The organism is Bradyrhizobium sp. 27S5 (assembly GCF_037217225.1).
GTDB lineage: Bacteria > Pseudomonadota > Alphaproteobacteria > Rhizobiales > Xanthobacteraceae > Bradyrhizobium > Bradyrhizobium septentrionale.
Genome location: NZ_CP147715.1, coordinates 103,357 through 116,344, shown reverse-complemented (window position 1 = coordinate 116,344; position 12,988 = coordinate 103,357). Strand labels below are relative to the sequence as shown.

General features: G+C 60.3%; 11 protein-coding genes and 1 pseudogene. 3 read left to right on the top strand and 9 right to left on the bottom strand.

Translation table 11 applies throughout. The features are described 5' to 3' along the window. Positions 1-24: 24 nt before the first annotated feature. Positions 25-1,077, top strand: coding sequence for a hypothetical protein (locus WDM24_RS43435; protein ID WP_338832622.1), 1,053 nt, complete (start codon positions 25-27; stop codon positions 1,075-1,077). Between the two features lie 15 nt (positions 1,078-1,092). On the opposite strand, the pseudogene istB (WDM24_RS43430) reads toward WDM24_RS43435, so the two are convergent. From istB (WDM24_RS43430) to WDM24_RS43420, 3 genes and pseudogenes are all read right to left on the bottom strand, one after another. Further along, positions 1,093-1,719: pseudogene (gene istB / locus WDM24_RS43430) on the bottom strand (IS21-like element helper ATPase IstB); the annotation flags it as partial. Next, a complete protein-coding gene (istA, locus tag WDM24_RS43425; protein WP_414645818.1) occupies positions 1,719-3,218 on the bottom strand; it encodes an IS21 family transposase in 1,500 nt (499 codons plus the stop codon). The gene istA (WDM24_RS43425) and the pseudogene istB (WDM24_RS43430), both read right to left, overlap by 1 nt. 91 nt (positions 3,219-3,309) lie before the next feature. Continuing rightward, on the bottom strand, positions 3,310-4,653 hold the full coding sequence (locus tag WDM24_RS43420; RefSeq protein WP_338832621.1) for a hypothetical protein: 1,344 nt from the start codon (positions 4,651-4,653) through the stop codon (positions 3,310-3,312). 194 nt (positions 4,654-4,847) lie between these two features. Between WDM24_RS43420 and istA (WDM24_RS43415) the strand changes: the two genes are divergently transcribed. Both istA (WDM24_RS43415) and istB (WDM24_RS43410) read left to right on the top strand, forming a co-directional pair. After that, positions 4,848-6,380, top strand: a complete 1,533-nt coding sequence (istA, locus tag WDM24_RS43415; RefSeq protein ID WP_422389058.1) for an IS21 family transposase — start codon at positions 4,848-4,850, stop codon at positions 6,378-6,380. After that, positions 6,377-7,219, top strand: coding sequence for an IS21-like element helper ATPase IstB (gene istB, locus WDM24_RS43410; RefSeq protein ID WP_176535476.1), 843 nt, complete (start codon positions 6,377-6,379; stop codon positions 7,217-7,219). The genes istA (WDM24_RS43415) and istB (WDM24_RS43410) overlap by 4 nt, the downstream gene beginning before the upstream one ends. A gap of 98 nt (positions 7,220-7,317) precedes the next feature. Here istB (WDM24_RS43410) and WDM24_RS43405 read toward each other — a convergent pair whose 3' ends face one another. From WDM24_RS43405 to WDM24_RS43380, 6 genes are all read right to left on the bottom strand, one after another. After that, positions 7,318-7,581, bottom strand: a complete 264-nt coding sequence (locus WDM24_RS43405) for a hypothetical protein (protein ID WP_338832620.1) — start codon at positions 7,579-7,581, stop codon at positions 7,318-7,320. A gap of 697 nt (positions 7,582-8,278) precedes the next feature. Beyond that, positions 8,279-9,811, bottom strand: a complete 1,533-nt coding sequence (locus WDM24_RS43400; RefSeq protein WP_338832619.1) for a caspase family protein — start codon at positions 9,809-9,811, stop codon at positions 8,279-8,281. Positions 9,812-9,833: 22 nt separating this feature from the next. Beyond that, positions 9,834-10,349, bottom strand: coding sequence for a hypothetical protein (locus WDM24_RS43395; protein ID WP_338832618.1), 516 nt, complete (start codon positions 10,347-10,349; stop codon positions 9,834-9,836). A gap of 253 nt (positions 10,350-10,602) precedes the next feature. Beyond that, positions 10,603-11,472, bottom strand: a complete 870-nt coding sequence (locus WDM24_RS43390; protein WP_338832617.1) for a nucleotidyl transferase AbiEii/AbiGii toxin family protein — start codon at positions 11,470-11,472, stop codon at positions 10,603-10,605. Further along, a complete protein-coding gene (locus WDM24_RS43385) occupies positions 11,465-12,109 on the bottom strand; it encodes a type IV toxin-antitoxin system AbiEi family antitoxin domain-containing protein (protein ID WP_338832616.1) in 645 nt (214 codons plus the stop codon). Before WDM24_RS43385 ends, WDM24_RS43390 begins: the two co-directional genes overlap by 8 nt. A 235-nt stretch (positions 12,110-12,344) precedes the next feature. After that, the gene (locus tag WDM24_RS43380; protein WP_338832615.1) at positions 12,345-12,740 is read right to left on the bottom strand and encodes a GNAT family N-acetyltransferase; all 396 of its coding nucleotides are present in this window, start codon (positions 12,738-12,740) and stop codon (positions 12,345-12,347) included. Positions 12,741-12,988: the final 248 nt, after the last annotated feature.

Here is a 12,988-nt window from a genome sequence, read left to right as displayed (position 1 = left end):
GTCTGCGGTCGTTGTGGACGGCGCATGAGCATGCGCTACACGGGCCCGAATGCCGACTATCCGGTCTATTGCTGCCGCTCGGATCGGGACCAGCAAGGCAGTGCAATGTGCCAGGAAGTCCGGGCCTTGGCGGTTGACGCGCTGGTCGAGCGGATAGTCCTCGACGCCCTGGTGCCGGATCAGATTGAGATCGCACTCGCAGCCGCGGGCCAACTGGAGCAGGAGAGCCGTCAGCTCGAGCGCCAGTGGGCGCTTCGCGTGGAGCGCGCCCGCTACGAGGCCGAGCGCGCTCGGCGCCAGTATGACGCCGTAGAGCCCGAGAACCGTCTTGTGGCGCGCTCACTTGAGCGGGCTTGGGAAGAGAGGCTGCGTGTCGCAGAGGCGGTCGAGCAGGAGCATGCGCGTTGGCGCGGGCAAGAGCCGCTTCTGATTGGCCCGGCGGAATGCGCAGGGCTACAAGCGCTCGGCGAGAACCTGCCGCGGATTTGGAACGCGGCCACCACGTCGGCAGCCGATCGCAAGCGCATTCTGCGATTTGTGATCCGCGAAGTCGTTCTTGATCAGAAGCGGACCCGAGGTCAGGTGTGGCTCAAGATCGTCTGGCAGACCGGTGCAACCAGCGAGCATCACGTGCAACGGCGCGTTCAGACATACCGTGATTACATCGACATTGATCGGTTGCGGCAACGGATCGTCGAGTTGAATGCTGAACACAAAATGGATGCCGAGATCGCGGCAATACTCAATCAGGAAGGCTTCGTCGCGGCTCGAGGCTGCGCCTTCAAAGGCGAGAATGTCTGGCTGTTGCGTACCCGCTGGGGCATTCCCACCGTCAAAATCAACGGCGTGGACAAGAATCCGATGCCCTGGCCCGATGGAAGCTTCTCAATTCAGGGCGCAGCGGCTGAGCTTGGAGTGACCCCGCAGACGGTGTTCGATTATCTCGCGCGGGAATTGCTGGCAGGTCGTCAGTTAGCCAAAGGCCAGCCATGGCAGATCGAGCTCTCAGACGACCAAATCCGTCAGCTTCGCAATCGGGTACGACGCACCAAGCGTTCGAAGAAGGAGGCATCATGAAGTCATCGGCTCACCGAACACACTGGGCCATTCGCCGAACGCAAGATTGGTGGTGACAATGATGGAGGTGCGCTCGTAGAGCCGGCTGATGAGATGGAACAGGAGCTGACCGCCGGATTGCGCGAACGGCAGATAGCCCAGCTCGTCGAGAACGATGAAGTCCATGCGGGTCAGATGCTCGGCGAGCCGTCCCTGCCGACCGTTGCGGGTCTCGGTCTCGAGCCGGTTGACGAGGTCGACTACGTTGTAGAAGCGTCCTCTGGCGCCATCGCGGATGCAACTTCTGGCGATGGCAATGGCCAGGTGGGTTTTGCCTGTACCGGTGCCGCCAACCAGCACGACGTTGCGTTGTTGGGCGATGAAGCCGCCGCCAGCGAGATCATTGACGAGAGTCTGATTGATCGGCGTGCCGTCGAACTGGAAGTCGGCGATGTCCTTGGCGAGCGGCAGCTTTGCAATGGTGAGCTGGTATTTGATCGACCTGGCTTGCTTCTCGTTGATCTCGGCGTTGAGCAGGTCGCCGACAATGCGTTGAGGCTCGTGCTGGCGCTTGACGGCAGTTGCCATGATCTCGTCGAAGGCAGCCTTCATGCCGTAGAGCTTAAGTTCGCCCATGAGGTCGAAGATTTGGGTTCGTTCCATCAGATGGTCCTCCGGAGGTTGTCGTAGCGGGCACAATCGGCGATCGGTGCATGACGGAGCGTCAGTGCGGCCGGCGTCATGATGTTGGCCGGTGGGGCGGGTTCACGTTGACGGGCCAGGATATTGAGAACGACATCGGCGGAATGGACGCTGTGACTGAGCGCTTCGGCACAAGCCGCTTCCACCGCGGACAGACCGTCAGTCAGCACCGCGGTGAGGATGTCGACGATCTGCCGATTGCCATCGTCGGTGCTGGCCAGCTTGCGCCGGATCCGCTCGATCGCGGCCGGCAGCACCCAGTCTTTGAAGGGAGCACCGTTGCGCAAGGCGCCGGGTTTGCGGGCGAGCACCGGCACATAATGCCAGGGGTCGTAGACGGTATCGCCGCGGCCAAAGGATCGCGGGTGCTCGGCAACGATACGTCCATCCTGACGGATCACGATGCGATCGGCATAGGCTTGAACCTCGACCGGTCGTCCGACTGCACTGGCTGCGACCGAGTACTTGTTGTTGTCGAAGCGCACCAGGCAGGTCTTCGAGACCGATGCTGTCACCGCATGGAAGCCGTCGAAGCGGCCGGCATAGGGAACGAGTTTGGGGCGTTCGGCTTCGAACACGTCCCAGATCGTCTGATCGACCAGCTCCGGATGGCGATGAGCCTTGGCGTAGGCGATGCACTTGTCGAGCAGCCAGGCGTTTAACTCGTCGAGGTTTTTGAACCGCAGCCGCGGCGTGAAGAAGCGCTCCCGGACCAGCCCGACCTGGTTCTCGACCTGCCCCTTCTCCCAGCCCGACGCTGGCGTACAGGCGACCGGATCGACCAGATAGTGGCTGCACATCTGCAGGAAGCGGCGATTGTAGAGACGGCCTTTACCGACAAAGATCGTCTCCACCGCGGTCTTCATGTTGTCGTAGATGCCGCGGGTGCAGGTGCCTTTGAACAGGGCGAATGCCCGGTCGTGGGCGTCGAACACCATCTCCTGCGTCTCCCGCGGATAGGCCCGCACGAACAGCATGCGACTGTGACAGAGCCGAACATGAGCAGCCTTCACCATCACCGTGGTGCCGCTCAGCAGGACCACCTCGTGGCTCCAGTCGAACTGGTAGGCTTCGCCTGGGGCAAAGCTCAGCGGCACATAAGCCGACGCTGTCGAGGTGCCGCGTTCCTTGGTCCACCGTCGGGCGTATCGACGAACCGCATCATAGCCGCCGGCATAACCCAGGCCGCGGAGTTCCTCGAATAGCCGGATCAGCGTCAGCCGTTCCCGCGCCGCCTTGCTCTCATTCCCTGCCAGCAACCGATCAAGCTCGGCACTCCAGGCACCCATCTTCGGGAGCGGCTGCGTCTCGCGCTCGTACCGGAACTCCGTCGCTTGAGAACGAATGACCTTGCGAACCACCTTCCGCGATACGCCAAGTTCTCGGCAGATCGCCTTGATCGGACGACCATCAACAAAGTAGGCGCGACGGATCTTACCAATCGTCTCCACCACCAGCATCCCAACCTCGGCTTCCATGACTCGATGGAAGCCACTGTGGACCCTTATCCCGGGGTCCCGATTGGATGCCGATCACCCCGAAACGGGGTCCTTATTCCATGCCGAAACACATCAGATCCGGCCGTAGCTCGGCTGCATCCCAGGCTTGGAGTAACGCGTAGCGAAATGCCGGATTGCGCGATCCCGACGATACCAGGTCTTCGAGCTTGCCTCGCAGGCTTCGCGCCGTGGTCAGGAGCCGTAGGCCGGGTTCCGCCGCCGATGAGATCAGGGATGACTCGAGTGCGGCATCGAGTTCGGCGTGGCGGTCGGGCTGGCACCAGCCGGCATCCAGCGAGGCGAAAACGACGTCGTGAAGTCTGACGTCGTTGCGATCAAAGGCCGTCAGGCAGTTTCCCCGAAGCTTCCGCAGACCATGGGGTTGGATGACGCTCTCGAGAAATCCGGAAGGACAGGCCGGTCCGCCGCACCAGGCGAACACCGACAGCTCCCGGTGCAAGGAGGGGCGCAATCTACCGAGCAACCGGTCGGCGAGACGCTGACCTCGGTCATCGAGATCTCCGATACTCCGACAGTCGACCGCGAGATCCGACCAGGACACGCCCTGCCGGGCAGCAGCGCCGATCAGACCTAGCGAAAGCGGATGACCGCCGACGGCCGACCAGACGGTGTCGAAGACGTGCTGGGGACAAGCCGATCCCGACTGCTCCAGCATGGCTCGGGCGACCGCTTGCGGAACGAAGGGCAACTCGTACGAGCCCACGGAGGTGACGCGTCGGGTCAGGATGCTCTTCGACTTCGGTCCGCACAGATTCGCGAGCGCGTCGATCGGAAGATCCGGACCCGCGTCGTCGATGACCAGGAGACAGGCGCGCGTCTTCAGGAGATAGGCTACGTTCCGGACCACACCGCCGCGAACGAGAAGCACCGATTGGAGGTCCTCCGGCCTCTTAATCTCGTTCGGATCGAACCAGGCCGTCAGATTGAATTCATCCCGATGCTCGATCGCGTAGGCCGCCGCTGCGGCCGACTTTCCTAGTCCTGCGACTCCCGTGATTTCCACGCACGCCTCTTGCTTGAGCCTCCTGGCGATCTCCCGGTCGATGTCGGTCCGGATGATCTGCTGGCGATCGGGTGCGGGAATCGCATGGCTCGCCGCCTCCTCGTCATGCATCCGCTCGAATTCGGGAAGGTGATCCGCGAGCCGCCTCACCGCGCGGTCGTCGAGAAGCAGTTCGTCGACCAGGCGGGTCGCGATGTCCTCGGCGCCCCAGAGATGAAGCGCCTTTCCCTCCATGGACCGCCAGGCTCGGACCCGCGTCTCGAACGCCTGCGCTGCTTGGGGTCGTTTTCGGCGACCGGATAGGAGGAAGACGACGTGGACGTCCGGCTTCCGCGCGAGCGCCTTGGTCAGATCGTCTTCCGCCTTCTGCATGTGCGCGGCGGCGATCAGGGTGAGACTCCAGCGACAATCAAGGTGAGACTGCGCCGATGGGGACGGACCGAAGGGAGGGCGCAGCCCGACCGGAGGACCGTCCCCATCGGCGTCGCGCGTTTTTGGACCCGTCTGGCGGCCGGGTGCGGCTGGTGCAAGCTGTTGGTTCGTCTCGACAAGAGGGAATCGATGCCTTGCCTGGCCTCCACATCACCGACCACCAGATGAGGCTGTACATGACGTACCGACTGACACTGTCCCCCGAGGCCGCCGCGGCCAAGGCGGGGTTCTCGAAGGCAAGCGCGTATCGAATCGAGGGCGATTGTCGCCCGCCATCGCAGAAGAAGACGCCGAGGGGCCGGCGCCGGTCCGATCCGCTCGGGCAGTATTGGGACGCCGAGATCGTTCCGATCCTGAAGGCTGCGCCCGGCATCCGCGTGATCGGCGTGCTGGACGAGCTGCGCCGACGGCATCATGACTTGAACCCGAACATCCGCCGCACGCTGGAGCGGCGCATCAACGCCTGGCGGGCGCTCAACGGCCCCGAACAGGACGTGATCTTCCGCCAGCAGCACGAGCCCGGCCGCCTGGGTCTGTCCGACTTCACCGACGTGAGCGCGCTCGGTATTACCATCGCGGGTGAGCCGCTCGATCACCGGCTCTATCACTTCCGGTTGGCGTTCTCCGGCTTCGAGCATGTCCATGTCGTGCTCGGCGGCGAAAGCTTCGTCGCCCTGGCGGAGGGCTTGCAGAACGCGCTGTGGGCGCTTGGCGGCGTGCCGCGGGAGCATCGCAGCGACAGCCTGTCGGCAGCATTCCGCAATCTGGCCGCCGACGCACGGGGGGATCTGACGCAGCGCTACGCCGGGCTGATGGGCCACTATGGCATGGCGCCAACGCGCAACAATGCGGGCATCGCACATGAGAACGGCTCGATCGAGAGCGCGCACGGCCATCTCAAGCGGGCACTGGAAGATGCGCTGTTGCTGCGGGGGACGCGCGAGTTCGCCAGTCTCGATGCGTACCGGGCTTTTGTCGACGAGATTGTCGGCCGGCGCAACGCCAACCTCGCCAAGCCGATCGCGCTCGAGAAGGAGGCCTTGGCGCCGCTGCCAAAAGGCCGCACGACCGACTTCGAGGAGAAAGTGATCCCGGTGACGTCGTCAGGCGGCTTCATCCTGCGGCGCGTATTCTACACCGTGCCTTCAAGATTGATCGGCCATCGCCTGCGTGTGCGCATCTTCGACGACCGGCTCGAATGCTTCCTTGGCGTCACGCCGGTCGTGACGCTGCGGCGCGGTCGGCCTGTGTCCGAGAGCCAGGGCGGTCATGTTGTGGATTACCGGCACGTCATCCATGCCCTGCGGCGCAAGCCGATGGCGCTCCTCAATCTCGTTTATCGCGACCAACTCTTCCCGCGTGCAGCTTACAAACGTCTGTTCGAGACCTTGCGGGAGCATGGTGATGACCGGCGCGCCTGCAAGGTGACGGTCGAGCTTCTGGCGCTGGCTCACGAGCGCGCCTGCGAAGCAGAACTCGCCGAGGTGATCGCGATGGATCTGGACGCCGGACAGTTACCCGATCTTGCCGCGCTGCGCGACCGCTTCCGACCCGAGGCGGCCTCGATCCCGCGTGTCGCCGTCAAGCTGGCGCCGCTCGACGTCTACGATGAACTCGCCTCCGTCAGCGTCATGTCGGGCCGCTCGAACCTGGGAGAGGCAGCATGACCGGTATCGCTACCTCCGTCGATGCTGCCCGTGTCGAGCTGCTTCTCAATGAGCTCCGCCTGCCGGGCGTCAAGGCGATCTGGCCGAAGCTCGCCGCACAGTCGGACAAGGAAGGGTGGCCTGCCGCCCGCTTCCTCGCCGCCCTTGCCGAGCACGAGGCGGCCGATCGCACCCGCCGTCGGATCGAGCGACACATGGTGGAAGCGCGTTTGCCCGCCGGCAAGACGCTCGCCACCTTCGACTTCGAAAGCGTGCCGATGCTATCAAAGGCACAGGCGATGGCGCTCGCCGCTGGCGACGCCTGGTTGAAGGCCGGCGCCAATTTGCTCTTGTTCGGTCCACCGGGCGGCGGCAAGACCCATCTCGGCACGGCGATCGGCCTGGCTCTCGTCGAGAACGGTTGGCGCGTTCTCTTCGCGCGCACCACTGATCTGGTGCAACGGCTGCAGGTCGCGCGGCGCGAGCTGGCGCTGGAGTCCGCGATCGCCAAACTCGATCGCTATGACCTCCTGATCCTCGACGACATCACATATGTGAGCAAGGATCAGGCGGAAACCAGTGTGCTGTTCGAGTTGATCGCCGCCCGCTACGAACGACGCTCGCTGCTGATCACGGCCAATCAGCCATTTGGCGAATGGGGGCGTATCTTCCCGGACCAGGCAATGACGTTGGCTGCCATCGATCGTTTGGTCCACCACGCCACGATCCTCGAGATGAACGTCGAAAGTTACCGTCGAAAAGTTGCCCTCGATCGCAAGCGCGGTCCAGGCCGGCCACCTGTTCACACGACCCCCAACGAACTCGACAAGACTGTGATTGACGCTGGCAGCGCCGCTTGATTGTCGCGCAGCGTCAATCAACGCTTGCCAAGTAGGCGGCCAGCGTCAATTATCTCCTGACTCGGCCGCCTCGTCTCATCTTGATTGACGCGCCGCTCTCATCCTGATTGTCGCGCTATATGCATGGCGCCTTCGAAATAGTCGCCTCTGTCCGAGTACTCGGCGATCAGACGATCGTCGTCGCCTACGCTGTCGATGACGCCCGAGACGGGGTAGCCGACGAGATTGACGCCTTGATGGTTGATGGGAAGCTCGAGCAGGCAATCCAGGAAGATTCCGCCGAACCTTTCAAAGTCGGGACCTACGTAGCCGACCGCATCGGCGAGACGGTCGATGAGGGCGATTCTTCGTTTCGGGTTCATCGTGTGTCTGAGCTTTCGCGTAACGGCGCGCGACCGAGCTTCTGCGGCCGCTCAGGCTACGTCAATCGCACACCACGTTCCGACACCAGCACGATGTCGAGCGGCGCGAACGGTCGACGATCGAACGCGGCATGCCGCAGCGACCGGGGCGCTCCGCTTTCTAGTCGAAAATCCCGACGCGATATGGCAAAAGGGGGTTCAGAAGTGCCCCACTGGGGTGCTCCACCGTGCAAATGCCGCCGGTTCGAGAAACGCTTATATTTGAAGGACTTCTGCGCTGCTGAAAATCGGTGGCGGAGAGGGAGGGATTGCCGCTCAGCTTCAACAAGCGCAACAAAATCAGAGGCTTATCGTTCGCCCGAAGGTGTCGTGTGTACCAGTGTTGTGCCCCGAAGTCGACCGATTTTCGCTCCACCCCCCATGCCAAAATGCACCCCGGGTTCGCCACGTACCAACCCCTGCCCATGGCGCGGCCGAAACGATCGAGCCGACTGGAGTAGTGATGCCACCGCAACTGTGGTCCCGTCACAACCTACGGAGCCAATGACATGGTTCACGACTACTGAGGCTGCGTGGGCCACTGGAAGACCGATGACAAGGAATCGACAGTCTGCCCACAAGGTACTGTGTCTGGCGAACTCGCACTGAGATAGGCGACGGGGAGCACCATGGTTTGGGCCCTGAAGGTCGCTGCCGATCATCCTTTCGTGAATCTGGTCATCGTCTCGTAGATGTCGAGGTTTTGCTTCGCGGCTCCCGTCGCCGCGGTGGGATTCAGCGAGTCCTTGCCGAGTGCATCGAAGGACGTCGACGAAGTGCCGACGATCTTGATCAATGCTTCGTCCGCTTGAAGGGTATAAATTTGTATTGACGCTTGTTGATCCTCTCCCGGCGCTACTATCTGGCCGTAGGGAATGCCCGCTTTGGTGATCTGTCTTACGACCGATAATGCGCGCACCGAACTCAAGCGGAGCCGGTCGAGATAATTCTTGTCGCTCGGCTTGTTCGGCGGAAGAATAACAAAGACGAGCTTGGTCGGGCCGTTCGAGACTTTTTTGATCGCTGCCACCACCTTGTCCGGATCTATAAGGTCCGAGCCGCCGGTCATAAAGCGGACGACGATCTGGTCCTTGGTATCAACGAGTCTTGCATTGTCTCCGTCAATTGGAGTGAAATAGACGTCGGACGCGGCCGGCGCTGCAGTAATCTTGGATGCCGAAACGAAGGCGCTCTCTAACTTTACCGGGGCGCGAGCGATTGTGGCAAAGGTCCCGGCTTTTGTGACATTGAGGGGCAGGGAGACCGAATTGGTGGTCAGCCAAGTTCCTACTTTCGCGAGGTCGTACGAACCTGCTGTTTGGCCAGCGGCCGACAGCACCACTGCAGTCTTTGCCACATGCGCCAGCGGCGGTAGCGTCACTGGAGCTGACGCGGCTTTCGTCGACAGTATGTCGGGACAGGGATAACCTTTGTCCTTCATCCTTTGCAGCAACCTGGCTATTCGCTCAAGCATCTGCGCGACCGTCGTGTGCGAGCCGATCGGATCGGGCGCGGCTTTCCATTCGTCTTTAATCTCGATCGCCATGCGGCAAGCGAGCGCGATCGCCCCGGGGCCGTTTTCGACCATGCTGTTTAGCTGAATCACCGCGCTCATCACCGAGTCCAATCTCGATGCCGAAGCTGCATCGAAGATTTGGATTTTCGTCCAATCGTCGGGATAAGCGACGAGGTTTGGGAACTGTTTGTAGGTTTTTCCTTCGATCTGTAGTCCATCGGCGAGCATCTTTCCGACGATGTCGTTGAGGAGTTGTTCCGCAGAGAGTCCCGGCTGATTCGGGGTCTGTTCCAGGAAGACGTGAGCATACAGCCCGTTGGCTTGAGCAGGGAGATCCGCCGCATACTCGTTGGGCGACGTGGAATAATGAACCAGCAATCCTGGAACTTTGGAAATGGCCTGATATCCGTCTAGCGGCTTCTCGTTCAGTGCACGGTGCCCCTCGGCATCGACGATGGAGAGTTGCGACCGGCACATGTCCAGAATTGCGATAACTGGCGCTCCACGCGAGTGCAGGCCCGCGAGGATGGACGATTGAGTGAGTGAACTCGTCTTGAGCGCTTCTTTTGAGTCCTGTTCGGCGCCATCTCCCACAATGAAGGATTCTTGTCCGATCGCGAACCCGTGCCCTGCAAAATAGTAAAGTGTGAGCGCATTTGTGCCATCGCCGACCATGGTGGACGCGGTTATGATTCGATCATGAACTTTGGCTGAGACGTTGAGGAAATCTCCGCTGAGACGCCGAAATCAGCGCTCGTAGCGTTTCAACTTCTGCTTCCTTAACATCGAAGCATTTGGCGAAAAGACGTTCGGCGTCTTCCGCAACGCGCCATTGAGCAGGTATATCCACGATATCGCGGATAAACCGGGGAGAGCGAATATTCACTCCCGGCGGAATCAGACCGCCATCGGACGCAACAGATAGTGCGCACTGAAAGTTGACCGTTGACGAAGTCTCTAGAATTTTGACGCGGGTCTGGAGTTGCCCATTTGCGATTGGCTCCACCACATCGAAGGTAGTTTGCGAACTCTCACCTGTTATTTCGACACGGCGATCGAAGTTCGCGGATAACCTACTTTTCCGGATCACAGTTCGGCCATCAGAAGCCTTATCGAATTTGTTTTGCCCCCATTTCTGAATAATATTTGTAAGTTTTTCGCCGCCTCCCTGAAAATCGGAAGCCAAAAACTGAAATTTCGCCACAACGCGCATTTGGTTTTCCCGACCTAAAACCGCCAATTTCTCCTATTTGCGGCTGAGAAACAACATCAAACAAGCTTGGGTCGCTGGCGGAATTTTCCGCCCTTCAAAATAGTGCGCTGCGGAAAGCATCGATCTACTAGAGCATCCCAGAGGGACGGCAAGAGGGCATTTGTTTCGTCAAAATCTCGTTTGCCAATGGGATCCAGTCCCCACTCTTTGGAGTCCGGCTCAAAACTCTTATCCCCATCAAGGACTGCTTTGACTAGGATAGGTTTCGTGCCTCCGCAGCATGTGGCATGAGAAACGCCCCCAAGTCTTTCACGACATCCGCCAGCGTACCGGGTTCAAACGCCACATCCGCCGCGAACGCATTCCATTGCTGAACCTTGACTACATCGGCAGCAAAGGCGGGCATTAGTGCGTCAGGCAACACCGAGGGAATTTCTGTATTTCGCCGAGCAAACGTCGCAGCAATGGCGCGGGCAAGCCGGTCATCGGTGAATTCAGATGCGCGCGACAACGCCCAGACGTCGTAGAAATCCTTCATCCGGCTATTGGCGCGTCCCAGCATCACCATCGCCTGAAATTTCTCGGCGATGACCGTCTCGCGGGCATAAGCGCGAAGATGCGGTGCCGGAAAATCGAGCATGACCGGCAAGTCCATTTCCGCAATGCCCGGTTCGACCGCATCGCCGAATCCGATATCGATCAGCACTCGAACGCGGGCCGTATCCACCGTGGCATTCGTCTTGATGCGAAGACCGCCATACTCAAGCTCTTCCCGAATACGATCGATCTGGACGCCCTCGATGTCGAAGACCACGCCATCCTCGAAGGGAACAGCGCAGATTTCCCGGAACGTTTTCACCATCTCGTCCGGGTCATCATCCCCGAATCCGAGAAAGTCGAGGTCCTGGGTCGGGCGCAGCGGATCATCGAACCATTTTGTCAGAAGCATCGCGCCCTTGAGGACGAACCGTTCGCGATGCTTGGTCTGGCTCAGCCGATAGAGAAGCCGTTCAAGCACATAGTTGGTCAGAACCAATTGGAACGTCTGATTGCGATCCCTCGAAATGGCCATCAGGCGCGCCCTGACGGACGCCCCCATGTTCTTGATGGGCTGCTTAGGCATTGGCGGTCATGGCCTCCAGGTAAGGCTGCACGACGCTCCAGACCCCTCCCTCTGTTGCATAATGCGCGATCTCGGACGGCGTCGCCTTGCGCTGCCGCAGCGCTTCGCGGAGCCCCTCAATCGCCAGGTTCAGGCCGGGGCTTTTTTGGTAGCGTCTACCCGCACTCTGGCGGTAGCGAAACAGGTCAACGATGGTTTTTGGGGGATCGTAGACCCGCACTTTTACACCCTCGATCATGTGCTCCTGGATTCCCTTGTGGAGCACTTTAGGCCCGAAGCGGACGAATTGAATAGCGGGACGGGTTACGACAGGCCGCCAATCCTTCGGACCGATCGCAACCCAGACCCGAGAAGGAATAGTGTCGGTCAGTTCATGAAAGGCGAGCGCCGAGGTAAGGCAAATGACACCTTTCGGTACGCGCTTCGCCGCCTGCGCCAGCGCATTGTTTACGTCGGACGGCGCGTCGGGCAGTTGATAGAGGCCGCGGCTGAGCTGGATGATTTCGTCATTCGCCAGCATCCGCGAGATGGTGGCCGCCGTTACTCCCGCCGCAAGCAGTTCGGACGCGCGCGCCATACCGTGCTGACGCAGCAGCGAAATCGCACGCTCTCGTTGAGTTCCGGCTGAGACTGTCATGTAGCCACCTTGATACTAAACCTAGGATATTGCAAGGGTCTATCCTAGGTTTACTATCAATTGTGATATATTTCCTCGGTAATAGAAAGCTAACTACCAAGGCTTCATATCAAACCACTCTGCCGTAACCCCGTCAGGCCTAGCGACGAGGGTCACGTAAAGAAAACCTTCCGACCCGCCTCAGACCGCGAGAGCTCGCCTCACAGCGACTGGCGAAACGCTGCACTAATCCGCCTCACAGAGTTTTTTCAAGTTCTGATGGACAGTCGGAACGCTCCGAGTAGCCGTTTCGCTTATACCAGGCCACGAGGCGCTCGGCCGGAAATGGCGGTTCGAGTGGTTTGGGAAACAGGATCACTCTTTCATATCCTAGAATGTTGGCGAAACGCTCGACCTCCGCCAGGAGCAACGCGCCAAGCCCCGATCCCCTGAAACGCTCGATGACAAAGAGCTCGTACAAAACAAGGTAATCGGCCTCTGGAATCGCGTCCACCGCTACAAAACCCACTTCGACTCCATCGTGATTGGCGACGTAGTGCTTTGTTGATCGCGCCTTTGTGCTTGACGCCATGCGCCTGCGAATATCCGGATTGGCCGGAGTTGTGGCGGCACCGATTTCGGCAAGTTGCACGTTTCGTGTTTCCTGTCGTCTTCCCAAAGCCCGAGATGTGTCGATGCCGCTAGCGATCAGAATACTCTTCGACGTCACCGGAGCGTATGACCTATTCCGGTGTGAGTGTGAATACTGATCGAAAAATAACCCCCATCGGCTTCGACGTGACCCCCTTAGCTATTTGATTTCATTCACACCGCTACTCGGGACCCCGCGCCGATCGCGTGCGAGACCCCTTGCCGATTAACAGCCTACCGAATTCGCGG

Coding starts and splice junctions, on each gene's coding strand:
- WDM24_RS43435 (WP_338832622.1), top strand. CDS start 25: ATGAGCATGCGCTACACGGGCCCGAATGCCGACTATCCGGTCTATTGC.
- istA (WP_414645818.1), bottom strand. CDS start 3,218: ATGCTGGTGGTGGAGACGATTGGTAAGATCCGTCGCGCCTACTTTGTT.
- WDM24_RS43420 (WP_338832621.1), bottom strand. CDS start 4,653: ATGCAGAAGGCGGAAGACGATCTGACCAAGGCGCTCGCGCGGAAGCCG.
- istB (WP_176535476.1), top strand. CDS start 6,377: ATGACCGGTATCGCTACCTCCGTCGATGCTGCCCGTGTCGAGCTGCTT.
- WDM24_RS43405 (WP_338832620.1), bottom strand. CDS start 7,581: ATGAACCCGAAACGAAGAATCGCCCTCATCGACCGTCTCGCCGATGCG.
- WDM24_RS43400 (WP_338832619.1), bottom strand. CDS start 9,811: ATGGTCGGCGATGGCACAAATGCGCTCACACTTTACTATTTTGCAGGG.
- WDM24_RS43395 (WP_338832618.1), bottom strand. CDS start 10,349: ATGCGCGTTGTGGCGAAATTTCAGTTTTTGGCTTCCGATTTTCAGGGA.
- WDM24_RS43390 (WP_338832617.1), bottom strand. CDS start 11,472: ATGCCTAAGCAGCCCATCAAGAACATGGGGGCGTCCGTCAGGGCGCGC.
- WDM24_RS43385 (WP_338832616.1), bottom strand. CDS start 12,109: ATGACAGTCTCAGCCGGAACTCAACGAGAGCGTGCGATTTCGCTGCTG.